The organism is Actinomadura sp. WMMB 499 (assembly GCF_008824145.1).
In the GTDB taxonomy this organism is placed as follows: Bacteria; Actinomycetota; Actinomycetes; order Streptosporangiales; family Streptosporangiaceae; genus Spirillospora.
In genome coordinates this window covers 1,757,662-1,781,316 of sequence record NZ_CP044407.1, presented here as the reverse complement: position 1 = coordinate 1,781,316, position 23,655 = coordinate 1,757,662, and the positions used below count along the sequence as shown (strand labels likewise).

At 72.7% G+C, this 23,655-nt stretch carries 20 protein-coding genes and 1 rRNA gene; 12 read left to right on the top strand and 9 right to left on the bottom strand.

Annotated features, from left to right (window positions below; all coding sequences use genetic code 11):
- Positions 1–107 precede the first annotated feature (107 nt).
- Positions 108–224 (top strand): 5S ribosomal RNA (gene rrf, locus F7P10_RS07775).
- Positions 225–334: 110 nt separating this feature from the next.
- Here the strand turns inward: rrf and F7P10_RS07770 are convergent.
- Entirely contained in the window at positions 335–1,507 is a 1,173-nt protein-coding gene (locus F7P10_RS07770) for an MFS transporter (protein ID WP_151008732.1), read from the bottom strand.
- A gap of 124 nt (positions 1,508–1,631) precedes the next feature.
- Positions 1,632–2,351 (bottom strand): hypothetical protein, encoded by a 720-nt coding sequence (locus F7P10_RS07765; RefSeq protein ID WP_151008731.1) that lies wholly within the window; start codon positions 2,349–2,351, stop codon positions 1,632–1,634.
- 817 nt (positions 2,352–3,168) lie between these two features.
- Here F7P10_RS07765 and F7P10_RS44045 point away from each other — a divergent pair.
- Complete coding sequence (locus F7P10_RS44045; RefSeq protein WP_254716473.1) at positions 3,169–3,417, top strand: hypothetical protein; 249 nt, start codon at positions 3,169–3,171, stop codon at positions 3,415–3,417.
- 68 nt (positions 3,418–3,485) lie between these two features.
- Here F7P10_RS44045 and F7P10_RS07755 read toward each other — a convergent pair whose 3' ends face one another.
- From F7P10_RS07755 to F7P10_RS42085, 3 genes are all read right to left on the bottom strand, one after another.
- The gene (locus F7P10_RS07755) at positions 3,486–4,697 is read right to left on the bottom strand and encodes a pyridoxal phosphate-dependent aminotransferase (protein ID WP_151008730.1); all 1,212 of its coding nucleotides are present in this window, start codon (positions 4,695–4,697) and stop codon (positions 3,486–3,488) included.
- Positions 4,698–4,790: 93 nt separating this feature from the next.
- On the bottom strand, positions 4,791–7,304 hold the full coding sequence (locus tag F7P10_RS07750; RefSeq protein ID WP_176611346.1) for an ABC transporter permease: 2,514 nt from the start codon (positions 7,302–7,304) through the stop codon (positions 4,791–4,793).
- Complete coding sequence (locus F7P10_RS42085) at positions 7,301–7,477, bottom strand: hypothetical protein (protein WP_176611345.1); 177 nt, start codon at positions 7,475–7,477, stop codon at positions 7,301–7,303. The genes F7P10_RS07750 and F7P10_RS42085 overlap by 4 nt, the downstream gene beginning before the upstream one ends.
- A gap of 239 nt (positions 7,478–7,716) precedes the next feature.
- Here F7P10_RS42085 and F7P10_RS07745 point away from each other — a divergent pair, with 239 nt between their 5' ends.
- From F7P10_RS07745 to F7P10_RS07725, 5 genes are all read left to right on the top strand, one after another.
- Positions 7,717–8,448: a TetR/AcrR family transcriptional regulator gene (locus F7P10_RS07745; protein ID WP_254716472.1), complete on the top strand. Its 732-nt coding sequence runs from the start codon at positions 7,717–7,719 to the stop codon at positions 8,446–8,448.
- Positions 8,449–8,505: 57 nt separating this feature from the next.
- Complete coding sequence (locus tag F7P10_RS07740; protein WP_151008727.1) at positions 8,506–9,510, top strand: diiron oxygenase; 1,005 nt, start codon at positions 8,506–8,508, stop codon at positions 9,508–9,510.
- Positions 9,511–9,688: 178 nt separating this feature from the next.
- Entirely contained in the window at positions 9,689–11,203 is a 1,515-nt protein-coding gene (locus tag F7P10_RS07735; protein ID WP_302851472.1) for an NAD(P)/FAD-dependent oxidoreductase, read from the top strand.
- A gap of 84 nt (positions 11,204–11,287) precedes the next feature.
- A complete protein-coding gene (locus F7P10_RS07730; protein WP_151008725.1) occupies positions 11,288–12,106 on the top strand; it encodes an SDR family oxidoreductase in 819 nt (272 codons plus the stop codon).
- A 30-nt stretch (positions 12,107–12,136) separates the two neighbouring features.
- On the top strand, positions 12,137–12,631 hold the full coding sequence (locus F7P10_RS07725) for a DUF523 domain-containing protein (protein WP_151008724.1): 495 nt from the start codon (positions 12,137–12,139) through the stop codon (positions 12,629–12,631).
- 14 nt (positions 12,632–12,645) lie between these two features.
- Here the strand turns inward: F7P10_RS07725 and F7P10_RS07720 are convergent, their stop codons facing one another.
- Complete coding sequence (locus F7P10_RS07720; protein ID WP_151008723.1) at positions 12,646–13,635, bottom strand: aldo/keto reductase; 990 nt, start codon at positions 13,633–13,635, stop codon at positions 12,646–12,648.
- A gap of 78 nt (positions 13,636–13,713) precedes the next feature.
- Positions 13,714–15,759 (bottom strand): ATP-dependent DNA helicase, encoded by a 2,046-nt coding sequence (locus tag F7P10_RS07715; RefSeq protein ID WP_176611868.1) that lies wholly within the window; start codon positions 15,757–15,759, stop codon positions 13,714–13,716.
- A 162-nt stretch (positions 15,760–15,921) separates the two neighbouring features.
- Between F7P10_RS07715 and F7P10_RS07710 the strand changes: the two genes are divergently transcribed.
- Both F7P10_RS07710 and F7P10_RS07705 read left to right on the top strand, forming a co-directional pair.
- Positions 15,922–16,416 carry a phosphoribosyltransferase gene (locus F7P10_RS07710; RefSeq protein WP_151008722.1) on the top strand — a complete coding sequence of 165 codons (495 nt, stop codon included), beginning with the start codon at positions 15,922–15,924 and terminating at the stop codon, positions 16,414–16,416.
- A 60-nt stretch (positions 16,417–16,476) separates the two neighbouring features.
- Positions 16,477–17,454, top strand: a complete 978-nt coding sequence (locus tag F7P10_RS07705; protein ID WP_151008721.1) for a DUF4192 domain-containing protein — start codon at positions 16,477–16,479, stop codon at positions 17,452–17,454.
- Here the strand turns inward: F7P10_RS07705 and F7P10_RS07700 are convergent, their stop codons facing one another.
- A complete protein-coding gene (locus F7P10_RS07700) occupies positions 17,455–18,576 on the bottom strand; it encodes an MFS transporter (RefSeq protein WP_218040410.1) in 1,122 nt (373 codons plus the stop codon). It lies immediately after the preceding gene.
- Between the two features lie 1,560 nt (positions 18,577–20,136).
- The gene (locus F7P10_RS07695) at positions 20,137–20,508 is read right to left on the bottom strand and encodes a hypothetical protein (protein ID WP_151008719.1); all 372 of its coding nucleotides are present in this window, start codon (positions 20,506–20,508) and stop codon (positions 20,137–20,139) included.
- 154 nt (positions 20,509–20,662) lie between these two features.
- Between F7P10_RS07695 and F7P10_RS07690 the strand changes: the two genes are divergently transcribed.
- The 3 genes from F7P10_RS07690 to F7P10_RS07680 all read left to right on the top strand — a co-directional run bounded on the left by F7P10_RS07690 (position 20,663) and on the right by F7P10_RS07680 (position 23,553).
- Entirely contained in the window at positions 20,663–21,481 is an 819-nt protein-coding gene (locus tag F7P10_RS07690; protein WP_176611344.1) for a polysaccharide deacetylase family protein, read from the top strand.
- Positions 21,482–21,516: 35 nt separating this feature from the next.
- A complete protein-coding gene (locus F7P10_RS07685; RefSeq protein ID WP_151008717.1) occupies positions 21,517–22,014 on the top strand; it encodes a DUF1707 and DUF4870 domain-containing protein in 498 nt (165 codons plus the stop codon).
- Positions 22,015–22,185: 171 nt separating this feature from the next.
- Entirely contained in the window at positions 22,186–23,553 is a 1,368-nt protein-coding gene (locus F7P10_RS07680; protein ID WP_151008716.1) for an FAD-binding oxidoreductase, read from the top strand.
- Positions 23,554–23,655 lie beyond the last annotated feature (102 nt).

Here is a 23,655-nt window from a genome sequence, read left to right as displayed (position 1 = left end):
TGTGGTTCCCTTGAAGCAAACGGGAACCCGTGTTGTTAAGTGAATATTATTGAGCTGTCTGCTTGGACGATGAGTTTCCCGCGCCTGTGGGTGTTGGGGGTTGGTCGTTCGGTGGTTATGGCGAGGGGGAAACACCCGGTCCCATTCCGAACCCGGTAGTTAAGCCTCTCAGCGCCGATGGTACTGCATGGGAGACTGTGTGGGAGAGTAGGACGCCGCCGGACCTTTTTTGTGGGGAGGGCCCTGCCGTTTACGCGGCGGGGCCCTTTCTCATTTTGGGTGCCGCACGAAGAGATCCTGAGTATCGAGTTCGCCGGGTCGTGTCCGGGCCATCTCACGTCGGCGACTTTTCCCTCCTCCGCGAGCGAGATGCGGCGATGAAGAGGCCCAGCGCGATGAGTCCCGCCGTCCCAGAGATGAGGGGGAGCGGGCCGGGGCCGGCGGTGTCCAGCACGGCGCCTCCGATCCCTCCCCCGACCGCGACGCCGATGTAGGTGCCGGACGTGTTCAGGGCCAGGGCCTGCGTGGCCACCGCACCCGCCAGCAGGTGAAGCCTGGCCTGGACGGCCGGAGAGTTCCAGAACGCGGCACCGCCCCAGACCATCACGACCACGAGCAGCGGAACGAGCGAGACGGGGCGCAGCGTCCACAGTGCAGTGAGGGCGGCCATCGTCGCGACGAACGCGCCGACACCGGCGGCGAGCGTCCGGTCGGGGCCCCAGGCGTCGGTCGCGCGCCCACCCGCCCAGATGCCGGCCATTCCGGCGAGTCCGGATACGGCGAAGAGCAGGCCGCGGTCGGTGACGTCGGCGTTCGCGAGTGCGGCGGTGAACGGTGCGAGGTACGTCAGCAGCATCATCGAGCCCGACATCAGCACCACGTTCGCGATCAGGCCTACGGAGATGGCCGGACGGGCGAGTACGGCGAGCTGGGCGCGTACCGGCAAGGGGCTCGCTTCTGCCTCGGTGCGCGGTAGGGCCGCGGCGAAGCCCAGGGCGACGAGTGCGCCCGCGGCGGCCATCGCGCCGAAGGTCGCTCGCCATCCGAAGGCCCCGCCGATCCACGCCCCGACCGGGACCCCGAACGCGATGGCGCCCGTCACACCGAACGCCACGGCGGCCACGGCGCGTCCCGTCCGCTCAGGTGGGGCGAGCCTCGCCGCGGTCGCGAAGAGCGCCGGGGTTGCCGTGGCGGCGGCGAGCGCCGCCGCGACCCGCAGCGCCATCAGTGTGGCGAATGCGGGACTGAGCGCGGCCCCGACGTTGGCCGCGGTGAAGGCGAGTGCGGCGGAGATCAGGACGGTGGCGCGGGGAAAGCGGGCCGTCGCGACGGCGGCGAGCGGTGCGGCGACCGCCACGGTGACGGAGAAGACCGTGACGAGCTGGCCGGCAGCTCCCTCGCTGACCTCGAGGGAGCGGGCGATCTCCGGCAGCACACCGGCGATGACGTAGTCGTCGGTGTAGAAGACGAGTGCTCCCGCGGCGAGAGCGAGCAACCAGCGGGGCATGGCGGTCCTGGGCGAAAGGGAAGCGGATGATCTCGGCCGTCCACTGTAAGGAACGGGCGGATCGCCACGCCAAGCCTTTTCGGCGCACACCTCGAGGAGGGCCGACGGTCGCCGGACTTCGGGGTCAGTCCGTTGCGGGGCCGGTCTGCGGGAGGGTCCGGACGTACTGGCGCCGCTTCTCGTCCCGCACCACGACGCCGAGGCGGGCCAGTTCGTCCCGGAGTTCCCGGACGTCGTCGGCGTCCGGACCCTTCTCCTTCAACGGTTCCTCGCGAGCCTTGAGGATGGCGTTCGCGCCCGTCGGGAGGCCGGGCAGGTTCGGGACCCAGCGGCGGAAGTCGTCGCGGTGCGGGTCGGCGTCCGCCCACGTGTAGCCGTGCGCGGTGAAGGCGTCGGCGACCCGGCGGAAACTCAGGTCGCACTCCTGCCGGGAGAGTTCGCCGCCGCCGGGGCCGAGCAGGACCAGATGCTTGCCGTCGCGGAAGGCCAGGGCGGTGTCTGCGCGGGCGAACGCATGCTCGCGCCCTTTGCGGTTGAGCACGACATAGTCGTCCGCCAGGCGGATCGTCAGTTGCTCGAAGTGGGCGGCGCCGCCGAGGGCCAGTCCGGCCAGGGTGCCGGCGGCAAGGAGCCAAGGGGGCGCGATGGACGCGACGAGCTCGGCCGGGCCCTGCATCGGTGCCCAGGGCAGCGTGACCAGCCAGTCGGCGAGAGGGCCGACGAGCAGGCCGAGGCCGGCGCCGGCCAGCGCGCAGACGACGTAGACGCCCGCGGTGCGCCAGGCGGGGGCCCTGAGCACTGTGAGCCGGTCGGCCTTCGGGGCTCGGTCGGTGTTCTTTCGCATGCCGGTGCCTCCTTCTGCGGTTCTCGTCGGCTCGGGATTCGAACGGTGAGGGCGCGCAGGCGTCACAGGTGCTCCGGCGGCCCATGAGCAAGGTTCGCGTCCCGGCGCACCGGGCCGCGACGGACTAAGGGCCAATCCGGCACCGACCAAGGTCGATGCGCGCGGTTGACCTCAGGCTTGGTCGAGGTTCTGGCGTCGGAGGCATCGTCACGGGAAGGGGGACCATCATGAAGGTCGTCGCGGCCGTCGAACCGGGTTAGCCCGACGTGCTGCGGATCTCGGCGGCGCCGACGCGGCACGCGGGGCCGGGGGGCGTGCGGGTGCGGGTGCGGGCGGCGGGAGTGCAGCCGATCGACCTGGCTGGTCCGCCCGGGATTCGTGCCGCCGGGCGCGACCGGGAGCAGGGTTCCGGGGAACGAGTTCGCGGGCGTCGTGGACGAGGTCGGCGACCGGGCGGCCGGCGTCGCGGTGGGGGACGAGGTGATCGGCTTCTCGATGCTCGGCTGCGACGCCGAGTTCGTGGTCGTCCCGGCCGCGCAGGTCACCCGCAAGCCCCCCGGGATGCCGTGGGAGGTCGCGGGCGCGTTCCCGGCGGCGGTCATGACGCCGCACATCGCGCTCGAGGACATGCGGGTCCGTGCCGGCGACACCGTGCTGGTGCACGCCGCCGCCGGTGGTGTCGGCTCCGTCGCGGTCCAGCTCGCCCGGATCGCGGGGGCGACGGTCGTGGGCACCGCGAGCGAGGGCAACGACCACCTCCGGGCTCTGGGCTCTGGGCGCGATCCCGGTCCGGTACGGGGACGGGCTGGCCGGGCGTGTGCGCGAAGCCGTCCCGGGCGGGGTGGACGCGGCGCTGGACGGTGCGGGGGGCGATTCGCTGGCGGTGTCGCTGGAGCCGGTGAAGGACCGCGACCGCATCGTCACCCTCGTGGAGCACGAGCGTGCCGCGGACCTCGGCGTGCGGGTCGTCCCGCGGGAGAAGCGGACGATCGCGCGCGCCGCGGACGCGCATCGGCGGGTCGCCACCGGGCACGGGCGCGGCAAGACGGTGCTGATCATGGATTGAGCGGGCGATCGGGCCTCGGCGCGGCCTGATCGCCCGGCCCCGGCCCGGTCGCCTGGCCTGGGGCCGGATCAGCGGCGGTACGCGTCCAGGAACACGCCGATGCGGGTGATCGACTCCTCCAGGTCGTCGGCGTACTGCAGCGTGACGACGCGGAAGTGGTCGGTGGTCGGCCAGTTGAACCCGGTTCCCTGGACGACGAGGAGCTTCTGCTGCTCGAGCAGGTCGAAGGCGAAGCGCATGTCGTCCTCGATCGGGTACATCGCCGGGTCGAGGCGCGGGAAGACGTACAGGGCGCCCTTCGGCTGGACGCACGACACGCCGGGCAGGTCGTTGAGCAGCTTCCAGGCGCGGTCGCGCTGCTCGCCGAGCCGGCCGGTGGGCAGGACGAGGTCGTCGATGCTCTGGTAGCCGCCGAGCGCGGCCTGGATCGCGTGCTGGCCGGGGACGTTCGGGCACAGCCGCATGTTCGCGAGGATGTCCAGGCCCTCGATGTAGGACTCGGCGTGCTCCTTCGGCCCGGACAGCACCATCCAGCCGGAACGGAAACCGGCGACACGGTAGTTCTTGGACAGGCCGCCGAAGGTCAGGCACAGCAGGTCCGGCGCCAGCGACGCGATCGGGACGTGCTCGGTGTCGTCGTACAGGATCCGGTCGTAGATCTCGTCCGCGAAGACGATCAGGTTGTGCCGGCGGGCGATCTCGGCGATGCGCTCCAGCACCTCGCGCGGGTAGACGGCGCCGGTCGGGTTGTTCGGGTTGATCAGCACGATGGCCCGGGTGCGGTCGGTGACCTTGGCCTCGATGTCGGCGGTGTCGGGCGCCCAGTCGGCGTCCTCGTCGCACAGGTAGTGGACGGGCGTGCCCCCGCACAGCGACGCGGACGCCGTCCACAGCGGGTAGTCGGGGGCGGGGATGAGGACCTCGTCGCCGTTGTTCAGCAAGGCCTGCAGGGTCATCACGATCAGTTCGGACACGCCGTTGCCGAGGTAGACGTCCTCGACGTCGACGCCGGTGACGCCGTTCTCCTCGAAGCGCTGCACGACGGCGCGGCGGGCGGGGAGGATGCCCTTGGAGTCGCTGTAGCCGTGCGCGTCCGGCAGGTTGCGGATCATGTCCTGGAGCAGTTCCGGCGGCGCCTCGAAGCCGAACGGGGCCGGGTTGCCGATGTTCAGCTTGAGGATGCGGTGCCCCTCGGCCTCCAGCTGCTTGGCGCGCTTGAGGACCGGCCCCCGGATGTCGTAACAGACGTTGGTCAGTTTGCCCGACTGGTTGACCTGCATGGACACACCATATCCGCGCCGGGGCGGGGTATTCGCGCGACGGGTCACGTTCCCGGCGCGCGAGGTGACGTTCCGCGACCGGCCGGTGCCCGGTCATCGCGCGGCGACGGCCGTCAGGACGGCCGCCCGCGCGGCGCGGCGCGCCGGGCGGAGCGCGGCGAGCGTCCCGGCGGTCGCACCGGCCAGCGCGGTCACCGCGAGCGGGACGGGCTGCGGCGCGAACGGGGCGCCCAGCGTCGCGCCGACGCCCCAGCCGAGGAACGTCCCGGCCGACAGGCCGCCCGCGGTGCCGGACACCGCGACGATCACCGACTCCCAGCGGACGATCGAGCGGACCTGCGCGCGGGTCGCGCCGACCGCGCGCAGCAGCCCCAGTTCGCGGGTCCGCTCGTGGACTGCGAGCGACAGCGTGTTGGCGATCCCGAGCAGCGCGACGAGGACCGCCAGGCCGAGCATCCCGTACAGCACGGGGAGGAAGGAGCGCTGCCGCTCGGTGCGGGACGCCGCGAACTCGTCCCGCGTCCGCACGTCCGGCGCGCCGTACCTTTCGGCGAGCGCGGTGAGGGCGCGGCGGACGTCCGCGGGCGGGACGCCGGGCGCGACGTCGACGAACGCCAGGCGCGCGAGCGGCCGGCCGCCGTGCGCGTCCCAGACGGCCCGGGGGAGGATGTGGTCGCCGGTGAGGTCGGTGGCGGTGTAGACGGCGCCGACGGTGAGCGTCCGTGCGGTGCCGCCGGCGAACGTCACCGGAACCCGCGAGCCGGTCCGCCAGCCGTTCTCCCCGGCCGCCGCCTCCGACACGGCGAAGGTGCGCGGGTCCGCGAGGGATCCCTGCGTGACGTCGAGGTCCAGGACGCGGCGGAGCGCGGACGGGTCGGCGACGCTCACGGTCGCGACCTTCCCGTCCATCCGGACGGTGCCGGTGCCGAGCCCGGCGACGTCCCCCGTCTCCGGCAGCGCGGCGGCCTCCCGGACGAACCGGGTGCCGAACCCGCCGGTCTCGTTGCCGCCCGCGTCGACGACGAACCGGCCGGTCAACGAGCCGGCGACGCCCCGTTCGAGGGACGCGCCCAGCGAGCCGGCGAGCACCGCGCAGAAGCCGACGGCCCCGACGCCGAGCATCAGCGCGGTCGCGGCACCGGCCGTCCGCCGCGGGCTGCGGCACGCGTTGGCGCGGGCGAGCGCGGCCGGGACGCCGCGCAGCCGCGCCGCGGGTCCGCCGACGGCGGCCGCCGCCGGGCGGACCGCGACCGGCCCCAGCACCACCAGCGCCGGCACGAACAACAGTGCCCCCGCGGCGGTCAGGGGCATCCGCCCGGACACCGCGCCGAGGACGACCGCGCCCGCGGCCACCAGCGCGAACACGCCGCCGATGATGGCGCGGGCCTCCGCCGCCGCGCCGTCCTGCTCGGCCGCCGCCTCCCGCAGCGGGGTGACGGGCGCCGTCCGGGACGCGCGCAGCGCGGGGCCGAGCGCGGCGGCGAGCGTCACCAGCACCCCGACCGGCACCGCGATCAGCGGCGTGGTCGGTGCGACGGTGAGGCTCTCCAGCCCGATCCCGATGCGCAGCTCGGTGAACACCCGCCGCAGCAGCGCGGCGAAGCCGAGACCGCCGGCCAGCCCGGCGAGGGTGGCGGCGACGCCGACGATCAGGGCCTCGACGGCGGCGAGCGCCAGGACCTGCCGGCGTTCCGCGCCGAGGGCGCGCAGCAGCGCCGACTCGCGGGTCCGCTGCGCCACGGTGACCGCGAACGTGTTGTGGATGGTGAACGCCGAGACGAGCAGCGCGACGCCGCCGAACGCGGCGATCACGGTGCGGAACGTGCCGAGCATGGGGTTCTCGAGGTCGCCGAGGCTCTCCCGCACCGCCGCGTCGGCGGTGACCGCCTCCGTCCCGGCGGGGAGTGCGGCCGCCACCCGGGCGGCCAGCTCGCGGGGGCCGGTGCCGTCCGCCGCGCGGATCCGGACGGAGCCGATCCGGTCGGGCGACGCGGCGATGTGGCGGCGCGCGCCCTCCAGGGTGAACGCGGTGAACGAGGACTCGCCGAACGCCCTCCCGGCGCCGGACACACTGATCCCGACGATCGTGACGGGGACGCGGTCCGGGGTGAGCACGGCCGTCCGGTCCCCGACGCGCAGGCCGCCCTCTTCGGCGGACAGCCGGTCGACGACGACCTCGTCGGGTGCGCGGGGTTCGCGGCCCTCGTCGATGCGGTAGGGGTTGAGGGCGGGATCGGTCTGCCAGTTCCCGGCGCAGCGCGGCCCCCGGTCGCCGATCGTCGCGCCGTCCGCGCCGAGGAGCTGCCCGGACCCCCGGATGACGGGCGCGGCGTGCGCGACGCCCTCGACGGCCCGGACCCGGTCGAGGGTCCCGGCGTCGATGTCGCCGCGCGGGGCCCACGGCGAGTCGCCCACGTCGGTCGCGTTCCGCACGATGACGTCCGTCCGGCCGTAGGAGCCGGAGTAGGAAGAGTCGAGGCCGCTCGTGAGCGTGTCGCCGAGGACGAGCGTCCCGGTGAGGAACGCGACGCCGAGGAACACCGCGGTCAGCGCGCCCGCCAGGCGGCGCCCGCGGCCCCGGATCTCCTTGAGCGCGAACCGGATCACGGCCGGTCTCCCGGCCGCCGCAGCCGGTCCACCACCACGCTGGCCCCGTCGAGGGCCCGGACGGCGATCGGTCCGCACCCGTGCGCCTTGGTGAGGCGCTCGGTGTGCGCGCCTCCGGAGAGGAGGCGCGGGGACGTCCCGGGCGGCGTCCGCGCCGCTGCCGTGCCGCTCATGCCGTGATGCTCCCGGTGCGGTGCGGGGCGCGTCGTCGGGCCGGGAGATGCACCGCCCCTGCGTCCTGAGGTGCATCCGGGCGCGGCCGGCTACGTCTCGAGACGTACGGGCCGGACGGGCCCGGCGCGCGAGGAGACGCGGACCTGCGCGAAGATCAATAAGACGCGTCGTCCAATTGTGATGCGGGCAACATACAAGCAGGCTTGATTGCTTGTTAGTGCGCTCGTACGGTCGAGGTGTGTCAGTAAGCGCTCGCCGACGCCACCGCCGTGGGGACGGCCGCCGCACCCAGGAGGAACGCCGGTCGCGGACCAGGGCCCGCCTCCTGGAGGCGACCATGGAATGCCTCGTCGACCTCGGCTGGTCGGGAACCTCCACCACCGAGGTGGCCCGCCGCGCGGGCGTGTCCCGCGGCGCCCAGCAGCACCACTACCCGACGAAGATGGTGCTGGTCGCGGCGGCGCTGGAGCATCTGCTGGAGGCGCAGCGGCTGGCGTACGAGACGGCCTTCGCGGTCCTGCCCGCCGAGCGCCGCAACGTCGAGGGCGCGCTCGACCTGCTCTGGGAGGTGTTCCGCGGCCGTCCGGCCAAGGCCCTCACCGAACTCGCCGTCGCGGCCAGGACCGACGACGAGCTGCGGCCGCTCTGCCAGGACCTCAACGAGCGGATCCTGCAGGTCATCCTGGAGACGTTCGAGCGCCTCTTCCCCGCGAACACCCTGCCCGCCGACTTCGTGCCGACGATGCTGCGCGGCCTGTTCGCGATGTTCATCGGCCTGTCCATCCAGAACGCGCTGGACGACGACGCGGAAGGCCACCAGGCCGCCGTGCTGCGCCAGATCAAGGACGTCGCCCGGCTCATCGTGCCGGAGCCCGGAGCCCCCGGCCGGGGGGCGGGCACCGCCGCGGACGCCGCGGACGCGCCCACCCGGGACGCGCCCGCCGCGGGTGCGTCCCCCACGACCGGATAGCCCCACCCCCGAAGTGCCGGCCGGCTCGCCGGCGCGTCACCCCCAGGGAGCGTCACCATGCCCGAAGCCCCCACCGACCTCGCCGACGAAGTGCGCGAGCAGGTCAAGGACAAGAAGGCCTACCGCGGTGTCATCGACCGCCTGAACAAGGCGTCCGTGGAGAAGCACTGGGAGGCCTACGCCGACATCCCGTGGGACGACCCGGACTTCGCGGTCGACAAGAACGACCCGCGCTGGGTGCTGCCCGAGTTCGACCGGCTCGGCCAGACCGAGTGGTACCGGTCGCAGCCGCCCGAGATCCAGTCGCAGATCGGGCTGTTCCGGGTCGCCACCGCGATGAAGATCGGCCTGCAGTTCGAGAACCTGCTCAAGCGCGGCCTGCTCAACTACGCGTACTGGCTGCCGAACGGGCGGCCCGAGTTCCGGTACGTCTACCACGAGACGACCGAGGAATGCCATCACGGGATGATGTTCCAGGAGTTCGTGAACCGGACGAAGATGCCGATCCGCGGCATGCCGAAGTCGCTGACGTTCGTCGCGCAGACGGCGCCCTGGATCCCGCTGATCAGCACCGAGATGTTCTTCGTGTTCGTGCTCGGCGGCGAGGACCCGATCGACTACGTGCAGCGCAAGTCGCTCAAGAACGGGCACATCAAGCACCCGCTCGAAGAGACGATCATGAGGATCCACATCGCGGAGGAGGCCCGGCACATCTCCTTCGCCCGGCACTACCTCAAGCACCGGATCCCGCACATGCACCCGGTGCGCCGCCGCGTCCTCGGCCTGTTCACCCCGGTCGTCCTCGGCGTGATGGCGCGGATCATGCTGTCCCCGCCCGGGCCGATGGTCCGCCACTTCAACATCCCGAAGGACGTCGTGCGCGCGGCCTACCGCAGCGAGGCGTCCCAGGCCGAGATCGCCAACTCGGTCGGCAAGATCCGCGACCTGATGGCCGAACTGGGCGTGATCGACCCCGTCGGCAAGCGGGTGTGGAAGGCGTTCGGTATCTGGGACGAACCGAAGAAGCGCCGTTCCGTCCCGTCCGCCGCCAAGGCCGCCTGAATCCGGCCGCGCCGACATGACGGACGAGACGCGCACCGGCGCGACGAGCGCGGGAGAGCCGAGCGCGGCCGAGCGGAGCGGGGGAGAGCGGAGCAGTCCCGCCGTGGACACCCCCGCGGCGGGGCCGGGCGAACCGTACCGGGTCGCCATCATCGGGACGGGGTTCTCCGGGCTCGGCATGGCGATCGGGCTGAAGAAGGCGGGCGTGCACGACTTCGTCGTCCTGGAGAAGGCCGGCGAGGTCGGCGGGACCTGGCGGGAGAACACCTATCCCGGCTGCGCCTGCGACATCATGTCGCTGCTGTACTCGTTCTCCTTCGAGCCCAAGAACGACTGGTCCCGGATGTTCCCCGAGCAGGCCGAGCTCCTGCGGTACATCAAGGACGTCGTCGACAAGTACGACCTCGCGCAGCACATCCGGTTCCATGCCGAGGTGACCGGCGCCGAGTACGACGACGCCACCGGCACCTGGCGCGTCACGGTCGCCCGGCGCGACGGCACGGACGGATCGGACGGCGGAGGGGGCGGGGACGAGGTCGAGGTCGTCCGGGCGCGGGCGGTCGTGGCCGGTATGGGCCCGCTCCACAAGCCGAACGTTCCGGATCTGCCGGGCCTGAAGTCGTTCGAGGGCGCCGCGTTCCATTCCGCGGAGTGGGACCACGGCTACGACCTGTCGGGCAAGCGCGTCGCCGTCGTCGGGACGGGCGCGTCCGCGATCCAGTTCGTTCCGCGGATCGCGAAGCGGGTGGAGTCTCTCACGGTGTTCCAGCGGACGCCGCCGTGGATCATCCCCAAGCCCGACCGCCGCATCACCGGCGTCGAGAAGGCGCTGTTCCGGCGCGTTCCAGGGGTACAACGGGGCTACCGCAACGGTATTTACCTGATGCAGGAGAGTTTCGTCGTCGGGTTCAAGAATCCGCGGCTGCTCAAGCTCGCCAGTGGTCTCGCCCAGTGGCATCTGGCGCGCCAGGTGCCGGACCGGAAGCTGCGCCGGAAGTTGCTCCCCGACTACACGATGGGCTGCAAACGGACGCTGGTGTCCAGCGACTACTACCCCGCGCTGATGCGGCCCAACGTCGACCTGACCACCGCGGGCATCGCCGAGGTGCGGCCGAAGTCGATCGTGACCCGCGACGGCCGCGAGCACGAGGTCGACGCGATCATCTTCGGCACCGGCTTCCACGTCACCGACGCGTTCGCGGACGCCCGCATCACCGGCCGGGACGGGCTGCGGATCCAGGACGCGTGGAAGGACGGCATCGAGGCCCACCTCGGCGTGACCGTCGCGGGCTTCCCGAACCTGTTCCTGCTGCTCGGGCCGAACTCCGGTCTCGGTCACAACTCGATGATCTTCATCATCGAGGCGCAGGTCCGGTACGTCCTGCAGTGCCTGGCGATGCTGGACGCGGCGGGCGGCGCCCGCATCGCCGTCCGCCCGTCCGTGCAGGACCGCTTCAACGACTGGGTCCGGCGCAAGTCCGCGGGCGCCGTGTGGGTGTCCGGGGGCTGCACCAGCTGGTACCTCGACGCCGACGGCGCCAACCGCGCCGCGTGGCCCGCGTCCACCGTCAACTACTGGCTGCGGACCCGCCGCCTGGACCCGGCGGACTTCGAGATCGAGTCGGACGCGGTGATCGAGTCGGACGCGGTGATCGAGTCGGACGCGCCCACATCGGCGTCGGCGGCTTCATAACGGGGTGCGTATCGGCGGGCGCGGCCCGCCGATACAATCCCCTGCAATTAAACACAGCATCCAATTAGTTGAGCGGAGTGCGGAATGAGCATCGCGATCGTGACCGGAGGCGCATCCGGCATCGGCCGTGCGATCGCCACGTCCCTGGTGGCGCGCGGCGACACCGTCGTGGTCACCGACATCGACGAGGACGGCGCCAAGGCGGTCGCGGACCGGCTGAACGGCCTCGGCCGCGGCAAGGCCGCCCCCGCCCGCCTCGACGTGACCGACCCCGGTGCGGTCACCGAGCTGTACGCGAGCGTCAAGGCCGAGCACGGCCGGCTCGACCGCGTGTTCAACAACGCCGGCATCGCCGTCGGCGGCCTGGCCGAGGAACTGACCCTCGACCACTGGAACCGCGCGATCGACATCAACCTCAAGGGCGTCGTCCACGGCGTCAACGCCGCCTACCCGATCATGCTCGAGCAGGGGAACGGCCACATCGTCAACACCGCCTCCCTCGCCGGGCTCGTCCCGATGCCCGTTGGCATCCCCTACACCGCCACCAAGCACGCCGTCGTCGGCCTTTCCCTCGGCCTGCGCGCCGAGGCCGCCGGGCGCGGCGTCAAGGTCAGCGTCGTCTGCCCCAGCTTCGTCAACACCCCGCTGCTCACCAACGTCAACCCCGGCCTGCCCGAGACCGCGCTCAGCGGCGACGCCACCGGCGACATCAAGAAGGCGTCCCCCTTCCTCTACACCGCCGAGAAGCTCGCCCGCGACATCATGCGCGGCGTCGACCGGAACCAGGCGCTGATCGTCGCCCCCCGGCACGGCCGCGCCGCCTGGCGGGGCATGCGCCTCAGCCCGTCCGGCGCCGTGCGCATCGCGTCCCTCGCGGTCGGCCGCATCGCCGGGGGCAAGTGACGCCGGCGCGTCCCGCATAGGCTGGAGCGCGTGGAACGGATCCTCGTCAGCTCCTGCCTCGCGGGACGTCCCGTCCGCTACGACGGCGCGGCCAAGCCGGTGGACGACGGCCTGTTCGAGCGCTGGCGCGCCGAGGGGCGGCTCGTCCCCTTCTGCCCGGAGGTGTCCGGCGGGCTGGCGGTGCCGCGCCCGCCCGCCGAGATCGTCGGCGGCGACGGCCGCGCCGTCCTCGCCGGGACCGCCGCCGTCCGCACCGGCACCGGTGAGGACGTGACGGGCGCCTTCCTGCGCGGCGCCCGCCTCGCCCTCGACACCGCCCGCCGCACCGGTGCCCGCATCGCCGTCCTCAAGGAGGGCAGCCCCTCCTGCGGCAGCGACCGGATCCACGACGGCACCTTCACCGGCACCCCGAGACCCGGCGGGGGCGTGACCACCGCGCTCCTCGAACGCGAGGGCGTCCGCGTCTTCGGCGAGGACGATCTCGCGGCCGTCCAGGCACTCCTGACGGCCCTCGAATCCCGCTGAGCGCCCGAATCCCGCTAGTACACCTCGGCGCGGCCGTACACGCCCGTCCCGGGCTCGTCGCACTGCGCGATGAACTCGGCCGGGAAACCGGGCTCGAAGCCCGTCGCCGCCTCCAGCCGCGCGACCGCCTCGTCCGGCAGGACCACGTCCACCGCGCCGAGGTTCTCGGTGAGCTGCGCGACGCTGCTCGCCCCGACGATCGGATGCACCCCCGGCCACCGCGCGCGCGTCCACGCCAGCGCGACCTGCGACGCGGCCACCCCCAGCTCCCCGGCGACCTCCATCACCGCGCGCGCCACCGCGTGGTCGCGTTCGCCCAGCGTGGACGCGTCCACCCGCGCCGGTCCGTCCGGACGGTCCGGCCCGCTGAACCTGCCCGACAGGACGCCCCGGGCGAGCGGCGCCCACGCGGCCACGCTCAGCCCCAGCGCGTCCGCCATCGGCAGCAGCTCCCGCTCGACGTCCCGGTTCAGCAGGTTGTACGGCACCTGAAGGCCCGCGAACGGCGTCCAGCCCCGCCACTCCGCCAGCGTGTTCGCGCGCGACACCACCCACGCGGGCGCGTCCGAGATCCCGATGTACAGGACCTTCCCGGACCGGACGACGTCGTCCAGCGCACGCATCGTCTCCTCGATCGGGGTGCGGCGGTCCCACACGTGCACCCACAGCACGTCGACGTAGTCGGTCCGCAGCCTCCGCAGGCTCTGCTCCAGCGACAGCACGAGGTTCTTGCGGTGGTTGCCGCCCCCGTTCGGATCGTCCGGATCGCGGGAGACCGTGTACTTGGTCGCCAGCACGAACCGGTCGCGGCGCCCCGCGAGCAGCCCGCCCAGCACGTTCTCGCTCTCCCCGTACGCGGAGGCCGTGTCGATGACGTTCCCGCCCGCGTCGGCGTAGGCGTCCAGCATGGCCCCGTGGCCCGGACCGTCCTCGAAGAAGCTCATCGCGCCGAAGAAGACCTCCGACACGCGAAGACCGGTCCGTCCCAGCACTCGGTAACGCAAAAAACCCTCCCGGTACGCGGCGAGGCCCCGCCTCGAGCCGCGACGCGAGCCTTTCATGCCGCGGGCGCCGGGGGAAGATCAGCCGGCGGCGGCGTCGTCCAGCCGGCGGAGCGCGCCGCGCACCACCTCCGGATCGGTCGTCGCCCAGAACGGCGGCAGCGAGTTCTTCAGGAACCCGCCGTACCGCGCCGTCGCCAGCCGCGGATCGAGCACGGCCACCACGCCGCGGTCGTCCATCGAGCGCAGCAACCTGCCCGCGCCCTGCGCCAGCAGCAGCGCCGCGTGCGTCGCCGCGACCGACATGAAACCGTTGCCGCCGCGCGCCGCCACCGCCCGCGACCGCGCCGACGACACCGGATCGTCCGGGCGCGGGAACGGGATCCGGTCCATGATCACGAGCTGCAGCGACGGGCCCGGCACGTCCACCCCCTGCCACAGCGACAGGGTGCCGAACAGGGACGTCCGCTCGTCCTCGGCGAACCGCGCGACGAGCTGACTCGTGGAATCCTCGCCCTGGCACAGCAGCGGATGGGACAGGTGGTCCTTCAGCTCGTCGGCGGCCTGCCGGGCGGCCCGCATCGACGAGAACAGCCCGAGCGTCCGGCCGCCCGCCGCCTCGATCAGCTCGGTGATCTCCGTCAGGTACGCGTCGGCGAGACCGTCCCGTCCCGGCTGCGGCAGGTGCCGCGCGACGTACAGGATGCCCGACTTCGGATGGTCGAACGGGGACCCCACGTCGAGCCCCGACCAGGCGACCTCGGTCTCCCCCTCGCCCTTGTCCGTCGCGGTGACCGCCAGCCCCTCCGCGGCCGTCCGCGCGTCCCGCGGCGCGCTCCCCGCCAGCGGCGGCAGGCCCCACTGGCGGGCGAGCGGCTCGAACGAGCCGCCCAGCGTGAGCGTCGCCGACGTCAGGACGGTCGTGCGCTCCTCGAACAGCGTCGAACGCAGCAGCCCGCCCACGCCGATCGGCGCCACGTGCAGCGCCGGCGGCCGCTTGGGGCGCCCCTCCTGCACGAACGGCTTCTCCAGCCACACCACGTCGAAGCGCTGCGCGATCTCCGGCTGGAACGCCTCCAGCAGCCGGACGGCCGTGTCGTGCACGTCCTCCAGGGACGACCGGGCGGCCTTCCGCGCGCCCATGTCGGCCGGGTCGTTGTCCTTCTTCTCCGGGCCGAGCGCCGTGACGGCCGCGTGGGCCGCGTCCCGCACGACCGCCAGGGAGTTCCCGAGCGCCGGCGACAGCACGTCCATCCGGCCGCCCGGCAGGTCCTCCAGCAGGATGCCGAGGCCCTCGCCCGCCTCCTTCAGCCGGTCGGCGAGGCCCTCCTCGATGAGCCGCCCGCACCGCCGCGCCGCCGTCTCGACGGCCGCCGCGCTCAGCTCGCCCGTCGCCACCGAGGTGACCCGGTCGACCAGCTCGTGCGCCTCGTCCACGATCACGACGTCGTGCTCGGGCAGGACCTGGAAGTCCTCCAGCGCGTCGATCGCCAGCAGCGCGTGGTTCGTGACCACGATGTGCGCGTCCCCGGCCTCCGCGCGTGCCAGCTCGGCGAAGCATTCGGTGCCGTGCGGGCAGCGCTGCGCCCCCAGGCACTCCTTCGCGCTCACGGCCACCTGCCGCCACGCCTGCTCGCTCACCCCGGGCACCAGCTCATCCCGGTCGCCGGTCCTGGTCTCCTCGACCCACTCGTTCAGCCGCTTGACCTGCCGGCCCAGCGACGAGAGCTGCTGCGGGTCGAACAGCCCGCCCTCGTCCTCCTCCGGCGCACCCGTCTGCACCCGGTGCAGGCACAGGTAGTTGCGCCGTCCCTTGAGGATCGCGAACTTCAGCTCCGTCCCGAGCAGCGGGCCCAGCGCCTCGGCCAGCCGGGGCAGGTCCCGGTCGACGAGCTGGCGCTGCAGCGCGATCGTCGCCGTGGACACCACCACCGTGGCCTGCTTCTCCACCGCGTGCCGGATCGCCGGGACCAGGTACGCCAGCGACTTCCCGGTCCCGGTGCCCGCCTGCGCCGCGACGTGCTCGCCCGACTCGATCGCCGAGCGCACCGCCTCGGCCATCGTCGTCTGCCCGGGACGCTCGGCGCCCCCGATGGCCTCGACGGCGGCGGCGAGCAGGGTCGCCATGTCCGGAATCTTGGTGTCGCTGCCGGTCAGCAGTTCAGGGGCGGGCACGTCGCCCGACACTACCGTCCGCCGCGGACATCCGCGTCCCGTCCGTCCATCGGAACGTCGCCTTCGCGGGGCTCGCGTTCGAACGCGCGGCCGGGGTCGGCCAAGATGGTGGGCGTGTCCGCAGAAAGAGAAGTCCTGAGCTGGGAGTCGTTCGGCGCCGCGAGCCGGGAGCTGGCGCAGGCGGTCGCCGACAGCGGCTACCGCCCCGACCTGATCCTGTCCATCGCCCGCGGCGGCCTGTTCGTCGCCGGAGCCCTCGGATACGCGCTCGACGTCAAGAACCTGCACGTGATGAACGTCGAGTTCTACACCGGTGTGAACGAACGGCTCGACCTGCCGGTCATGCTCCCGCCCGTCCCCAACGCCGTCGACCTGTCCGGCGCCGAGGTGCTCGTCGCCGACGACGTCGCCGACACGGGCGCCACCCTCAAACTCGTCCGCGACTTCTGCGCCGACCACGTCGCCGACGTCCGCTGCGCCGTGGTCTACGAGAAGCCCGCCTCCTCGGTCAAGTGCGAGTACGTCTGGCGGCGTACCGACCGCTGGATCAACTTCCCGTGGTCCACCGAACCCCCGGTCGTCGCCGAGCCCGAGGTCCTCGACGCCTGAGTTATCCACAGGCAGAAGTTCTTTCGGCGGGCCCGGGCGCCGCTTGGCAGGGTCGATGACATGAGTCCACTGGTCATCCGCTCCGCCCGAGACGCCATCGCCGCCGTCCCCTACATGCTCGGCTTCCACCCGTCCCGCAGCCTCGTCGTGATCGGTTTCGACGGCCCGCCGAACACCTGCGCCGTCCGGCTGGATTTACCGGTGCCGCAGAAGGTCGCCGACCGGGCGTCCGGGATGCTGGGCGCCAACGGCTTCCGCAGGGCCCTCCTCCTCGGATACGGCGCACCCGACGAGGTCGCCGTCGCCGCCGTGGCCATGCGCGCCGCCCTCACCGCCGCGGGCGTCGACGCCGCCGAGGCCATCCGCGTCGACGAGCACCGATGGTGGTCGCTGACCTGCGACGACGACTGCTGCCCGGCCGAGGGCACCCCGTACGACATCGCCGGCAGCGTCGTCGCCGCCCAGGCGACCTTCGCCGGGCACGTGGTCCTCGCCGACCGGGACGAGCTGGTCCGCTCGGTGCAGCCCGTCCCGGAGACCCCCGCCCTCCGCGCCGCCACCGACCGCGCCGAGAAACGGTTCCTCGCCCGGGCCCGCGAACCCTCGGCCCGGTTCCGCTCCAAGGCCACCGAAGAGGGCATCGCGTTCGTCGCGGGAGTCCTGGCCCGCGACGGCCTCACCGACGACGAGATCGCCTGGCTCGGCGTCCTGCTCACCGACCGCCGCGTCCGCGACGAGGCCTGGATCCGCATCGACGAGGACGCCCCCGCCGACGACATCCGCTTCTGGCGCGACGTCACCCGCCGCGTCCGCGCCCCCTACGCCGCGGGTCCCGCGGCCCTCCTCGCCTATGCCGCCTACGCCGGGGGCGACGGAGGCCTGGCCAACATCGCCCTCGACCGGGCCCTCGACGCCGACCCCGGTTACTCCATGGCCGTCCTCCTCCGCCAGGTCATCACCTCCGGCATCCCGCCCTCCAAGGCCCGGATGCGCATGACCCCCGGGGAACTGGCCGCCGCCTACGACGAAAAGGGGTGATCACCGCAGCCCCCGCCACGCCCCCACGACGACGGCCCCGGTCACGATCGCCGCCACCCAGAACGGCGCCGTGAGCCCGAACGTCCCGGCGATCAGCCCGCCCACGACCAGACCACCGGCCGCACCACCGGCCTCGAGCAGCGCGTAAGCGCTCCCGACCCGTCCCATCAGCCGATCCGGAGTGGCCCGCTGGCGCACGGTCGCCGCGATCGCTCCCCACACCATCGTGTGGACGCCGAACACCACCAGCACGATCGCGGCGACCCACGCCCGCTCCGTCAGCGCCAGCCCCACGTGCGTGAGGGCTTCCACCACGAGCCCGGCCCGCAACAGCACCGCCGTCCCGAACCGCCTCTGCAGCACGCGCGCCGACGACGCGCCCGCCAGGCCCCCGACCCCGAAGGTGGTGAGCAGCCATCCGTACCCGGCCTCCGACAGCCCCAGCCGCTCCTGCGCGTACAGCACGAACACCGAGAACGCCGAGCAGAACGCCACGTTCGCCACGGCCATCGCCCCCGCGAGCGTCCTCAGCAGCCGGTGCGACCAGAGGAACCGCACTCCCGCCACGATCTCCGCCCGCAGATTCCGCGGCCGAGGCTCCACCGGTGCCGGCCGCATCCGCGCCACCAGCGCCGCCGCCACCACGAACGTCACGGCGTCGAACGCGAACGGCGCCGCCGCCGCCACCCCGAACAGCGCCGCCCCCAGCGGCTTGGCCAGGAACTGGTTCCCCACCGTGAACGTAGCCATGAACAGCGCGTTCGCCGACGGAAGGTGCTCCGCCGGCACCACCGACGGCAACCGCGCCACCGCCGCCGTGTCCGCGAGCGTCTCACCCGCCCCGAGCAGGAAGAAGATCACGTACAGCAGCGGAACCTCCACCGCCTCGCAAGCCACGAGCACGGCCAGGCCGGCCAGCACGCCTCCGCGCAGCAGATTGACCACCAAGATCAGCCGCCGCCGATCCACCCGATCGACGAACGCTCCGCTGACCAGAGAGAACAGCAGCCAGGGCAACACCTGGACGAACGCCGCCCCCGCGACGAGCACCGGATCCCGCGTCAACGTGGCCGTCAGCAACGGCCCCGCGACGGCGGTGACCCCGTCACCGACATTGGACACACCCGAAGCAACCCAGAGCTTCCCGAAGTCCGCGGACCAGAAGGCACGCACGACGAACTCCCATCGAAGAAGGAAAGGACCACGAGAACCCCCACCGACTTCGTGAACACCCGCCCGCGCGCCGAGCCGCGCCGCCGATCACCCGTCCCGTCGCCCGGGCGGCCGCGGTGGCCGCCCGGGCGACCGGCGAGGCCACCGGCCACGCGACGCCCGCACGTCCGCCTTCCGTAGCTGGGCGACTGCGGTCTCCGCCTGCGGAGTGCCCTTTGCGCGGGCATCGGCCCGGCGCCCGGCAGGCGATCCCCGCGCGTCCGGCTTCCGCGTGCCCGCGCGGCTGCGGTCGCCCGACTGCGGGCCGGGGACGCACGGGACGACCGGCGGCTTGCCGCGTGCCACTTGGAGCGGCCGTCGGCGCCGACCTGGCGACGTCGGCCGGAGCCGTGCGCTTGGAGCCCCACCGGGTGACGTGCGCGCGTCCGGTGACCGTGCGGGCCGCGGGCTTCCGTCAGGCGGTCGCCCAGGTGCGGCCGTCCGCGCTCGGGAACCAGCCGGGTGACGTTGGCGCGCCGGCCTCCGCGCGGTTGCGGGCGTCCGCCGAAGCCTCGCCCGCCCGTGGTCGGCGCTCGGCCGTTCGCCGGGCCATGCCGGAGCGTCGGGTTTCCGAGCGGGGCGGTCGATGCGCCGCTCGGGACGCCGATCCGGTGGCCGTCCGCTCGGCGCCCGCCGGGCGGTGCTCACGTGCCGGGCATCTTGTGCGGCTGGGGGACGTCCGCCGGGTGGCGCTCACGTGTTGGGCATCTTGTGCGGTTGGGGGACGCGCGTCGGGTGGCGCTCACGTGTTGGGCATCTTGTGCGGCTGGGGGACCTCCGCCGGGTGGCGCTCACGTGTCGGGCATCCTGTGCGGCTGGGGGACGCGCGTCGGGCGGTTGATGGTGCCCCGACCTGCGGAGAGCCGTGACGGCAACGCGCACCGCGCGTCCTGGACCACGGGAGCGGGCGGTCGCTCCCCCGATGCGCCCGGCGCTTCACTCGGGTGCCGGACGCCTTGATGCGGGGCGGCGGGTGCTTGAACGCGACGGCGTCACTGACGGCGGTGGCCTGCCGGCAATACGCCGACCGCCACGCTCGCGACGTGCTCGAGGTGTCCCTGGCCACCGACGACGACGGTGCAGGGGACGCCGAGAGGGTGCCCCGCAACCGTGACGCGCCCCTACGGCGTCGCCGTGCCGCCGCCGCGACCGCGGACGGCGGCGCGGTGTGCGGCGGCCCCGCCCGGCGGCGGACGGACGGCGCGACCCGTCCCGGGCCTCGCCGGGCGCGGGGGTGGGGCATGTCCGGCTGTCATGTGTGCGTCTTGGAGACGTGCGGAGTGGCGGGTCGTCACGGGGTCCTGTGGCGGGCGCCCGTTCGTCTGGTCGGTCGTGCGCGTGGGAGGCGCAAGTGTTCAGTTGTCGGTGGAGGCGGTGCCGCCGGTCTCGGTGCGCATACGGTCCTCTCTTCCGGGCGGAGGTGCGCGGGGACCGTAACCCGCGGGGACGGGCGTCGCAACAGAGTTTCCGTCAGGACGAGACGGCTTCGCCGGGGGTGCCGGGGTCGATGCGGCGGTCGCGGTTGCGGGCGTTCCAGGCCCGCATGCGCGGGGGATAGCCGACGATCTGGACGTCGTAGACCGGGGCGCCGAGGTCGCGGGCGACCTTGCCGATGACCTCGGGGGCGCCGACGCGGCGGCGGGTCCATTCGCCGTCGTGGGCGACGGCGACGGCAGTGGTGTCGGTGGCGAAGGTCTCCGGCTCGACGAAGAACTCGACGCCGCGGCGCGAGCGGGCGAAAGCGATCAGCGCCTCGATGTCGGCGTCGGTGGCCTCGCGGTCGAACTTGGTCACCGAGGACCCGCGATGCTTGCGGATCCCGAAGCGGTCCCGGAACCTCATGATCTGCCCTGTCGGCTGGGTGGCGCCCCGTTCCGAGGCTGGTCTGACAATAAACGATCGCTTGCTCGCGGCGGTTCCCGACACGGCGTTCGCGTCCCGGACGGGCGGGGCTTCGCGATCTAGACTGGCGGGGCTCGAAGATCGGGGGGAGCTGATGGACGGGCCTGGCCTGGTCCGGCGCGGGGCCGCGGCCGTGCTCGCGGTCGCGTTGTGCGGGTGGCTCAGCACGCTGGCGCCACCGGCCGGACGGGTGGAGATCGTGGCCGTGCAGGCGGCGCGGACCGAGCCGGAGCCGCCGAAGCCGCCGGAACCGTCGCCGGAACCGCCGCCGGTGCGGAAGATCGACTGCGCGCGGTCGAAATGTGTGGCGCTGACGTTCGACGACGGGCCCGTGCCGGGAACCGCGGAGCTCTTGGACGTGCTGGACGCCAACGGGGTACGGGCGACGTTCTTCGTCGTGGGGGAGAAGGCGGCGGAGCATCCCGAGCTGGTCCGGCGCGAGTACCTGGCGGGACACGAGATCGGGAACCACAGTTACACGCACGCCGATCTGGGGGAGGCGTCGAAGGAACGGGTCGTCTCCGAGTTGCGAAGGACCCAGGACGTGATCCGGAGCGCCACCGGACTCACGCCCGTGCTGCTGCGTCCCCCGTACGGGTCGATGTCGAAGACGCTGGAGCGCGAGGCGCGGCGTATGGGGCTGGCGCAGGTGCTGTGGTCGGTCGATCCGCAGGACTGGAGCGAACGCGACAGCGGGTCCGTCGAGAAGAAGATCGTCGAGGGGGTCCGGCCGGGCGGCGTGGTGCTGATGCACGACATCCACGGATCGTCGGTGGACGCGGTCCCGGACATCATCGAGCGGTTGCGGGACGACGGGTACGAGTTCGTGACGGTTTCGGAGCTTTTCGGGCGGCTCAGCCCCGGGGAGGAGTACGTCGAGCGGAACTCAGGGCAGCCTCAGGGACTTCCCTGATGGAACGGCGGGGCGCCCGCGCGGAGTATGGAGGCATGAGCACTCAAGGTCACCTGCGCGTGTCGGACGCCGAGCGGGAGCCCGTCCTCGGACGGCTGAAGGACGCGTTCGCCGAGGGGCGGATCGACCAGGACGAGTTCGACATGCGCGCGCATCTGGTGCTGACGGCGAAGACGCGGGACGACCTCGCGGTGGTGACCGGGGACTTGGCGCCCGCGCCGGCGGCGGCGGGTCCGGAGCCGGACGGCGGCGACCGGGTGATGGCGGCGACGGCCCACGCGCTGGGGGCGTGGACGCTGTTCGTCGGGCCGCTGGTGGTGATGCTGACGCGGGGCCGCAGCTCGGAGTTCGTCCGCCGGCAGGCGGTGGAGGCCGTGAACCTGCAGGTGACGCTGCTGCTGATCACGATCGTGACGTTCGGGGTCGGTGGGATGCTGTACGCGGTGACGTGGATCGCGTCGATCGTCGCGGCGATCTACGCGCTGGCCGGACAACCGTTCCGCTACCCGTGGATCCTCCGGCTCATGAAGTAGCGCTCGGGTTTGTGGGCGCGCGCCCACGGGGAAAGGTTGTTCAGCCGCCTCGTGGGGAGATGGATCAGCATGCCCGTGCCTTTATTCCCCTCCCTGCCTGTGATGACTACAACGTCCGGGTTATGTGGACCGTACATGGGATGATCGATTAACTATGTTCGGGAGGGGTACATGACGGAGCTTGCGATCAAAGGCGATCATCAGCGGGCGGTAGAGGCGCTCAGGCGGTCCTACGCGGAGATCCCGGCGGGCACGCCGGTGCGGCTGGCGAAGAAGACGTCGAACCTGTTCCGGTGGCGCGACCCCTCGGCGGCGCCCGGCCTGGACGTGTCCGGGTTCGACTCGGTGCTCGGCGTCGACCCGGACGAGCGGACCGCGCAGGTCCAGGGGATGACGACGTACGAGGACCTGGTCGACGCGACGCTGCCGCACGGGCTGATGCCGACGGTCGTCCCGCAGCTGAAGACGATCACGCTGGGCGGGGCGGTGACGGGGCTCGGGATCGAGTCGACGTCGTTCCGCGACGGGCTCCCGCACGAGTCGGTGCTGGAGATGGAGGTCCTGACCGGCGACGGGCAGATCGTCACGGCGACGCGCGACAACGAGCACGCGGACCTGTTCTACGGGTTCCCCAACTCCTACGGGACGCTCGGCTACTCGCTGCGGCTGAAGATCGAGCTGCGGCCGGTGCGGCCGTACGTCCGGCTGCGGCACCTGCGGTTCGGGGACGCGCAGTCGCTCGCGAAGGCGCTGGCGGAGATCACCGAGTCGCGGACCTACGAGGGCGAGTCCGTCGACTTCATGGACGGTACGGTCTTCAGCGCCACGGAGCAGTACATCACCCTCGGTTTCTTCACCGACGAGGCGCCGTACACGTCCGACTACACCGGCCAGGACATCTACTACCGGTCGATCCAGCGGCGTTCGGTCGACTTCCTGACGGTGCGCGACTACATCTGGCGCTGGGACACCGACTGGTTCTGGTGCTCGGGCGCGTTCGGGGTGCAGAACCCGCTCGTCCGGCGGGTGTGGCCGGACAAGGCCAAGCGGTCGGACGTGTACCGGAAGCTGGTCGCCTACGACCGGCGCTACCATCTGGTGGCCCGCGTGGACCGGTGGCGGGGGCAGCGTCCGCGCGAGGACGTCATCCAGGACATCGAGGTTCCGGTGGAGCGGCTGCCGGAGTTCCTGGAGTTCTTCCACGACAAGGTGGGGATGAGCCCGATCTGGCTGTGCCCGCTGCGAGTGAAGGAGCGGTGGCCGCTCTACCCGCTCGAACAGGGACGCACGTATGTGAACGCGGGGTTCTGGGGGACGGTGCGGATCCCGCCGGGGCAGATCCCCGAGTACCACAACCGGCTGATCGAGCGCAGGGTCGCCGCCCTGGACGGGCACAAGTCCCTCTACTCGACGGCCTACTACGGCCGGGACGAGTTCTGGCGGTACTACGACGGGGAGACCTACCGGCGGCTCAAGGGGTCCTACGACCCGGACGGGCGGCTGCTGGACCTCTACGACAAGTGCGTGCGCGGGCGCTGATCGGGCGCCCGCCGTTTTCGGGGGGCCCGGTGGGCAGCGGCGGCCGACCGCGTCGGCGGCCGACGCCTCGCCCGTCCGGGTGGAGAGACAGGAGGGATCAAG

Bases quoted from the DNA above. Each gene is read 5' to 3' on its own strand.
- F7P10_RS07770 (WP_151008732.1), bottom strand. From the start codon at position 1,507: ATGCCCCGCTGGTTGCTCGCTCTCGCCGCGGGAGCACTCGTCTTCTAC.
- F7P10_RS07765 (WP_151008731.1), bottom strand. From the start codon at position 2,351: ATGCGAAAGAACACCGACCGAGCCCCGAAGGCCGACCGGCTCACAGTG.
- F7P10_RS07755 (WP_151008730.1), bottom strand. From the start codon at position 4,697: ATGCAGGTCAACCAGTCGGGCAAACTGACCAACGTCTGTTACGACATC.
- F7P10_RS42085 (WP_176611345.1), bottom strand. From the start codon at position 7,477: ATGAGCGGCACGGCAGCGGCGCGGACGCCGCCCGGGACGTCCCCGCGC.
- F7P10_RS07740 (WP_151008727.1), top strand. From the start codon at position 8,506: ATGCCCGAAGCCCCCACCGACCTCGCCGACGAAGTGCGCGAGCAGGTC.
- F7P10_RS07735 (WP_302851472.1), top strand. From the start codon at position 9,689: ATGGCGATCGGGCTGAAGAAGGCGGGCGTGCACGACTTCGTCGTCCTG.
- F7P10_RS07730 (WP_151008725.1), top strand. From the start codon at position 11,288: ATGAGCATCGCGATCGTGACCGGAGGCGCATCCGGCATCGGCCGTGCG.
- F7P10_RS07715 (WP_176611868.1), bottom strand. From the start codon at position 15,759: ATGGCGACCCTGCTCGCCGCCGCCGTCGAGGCCATCGGGGGCGCCGAG.
- F7P10_RS07705 (WP_151008721.1), top strand. From the start codon at position 16,477: ATGAGTCCACTGGTCATCCGCTCCGCCCGAGACGCCATCGCCGCCGTC.
- F7P10_RS07695 (WP_151008719.1), bottom strand. From the start codon at position 20,508: ATGAGGTTCCGGGACCGCTTCGGGATCCGCAAGCATCGCGGGTCCTCG.
- F7P10_RS07690 (WP_176611344.1), top strand. From the start codon at position 20,663: ATGGACGGGCCTGGCCTGGTCCGGCGCGGGGCCGCGGCCGTGCTCGCG.
- F7P10_RS07685 (WP_151008717.1), top strand. From the start codon at position 21,517: ATGAGCACTCAAGGTCACCTGCGCGTGTCGGACGCCGAGCGGGAGCCC.
- F7P10_RS07680 (WP_151008716.1), top strand. From the start codon at position 22,186: ATGACGGAGCTTGCGATCAAAGGCGATCATCAGCGGGCGGTAGAGGCG.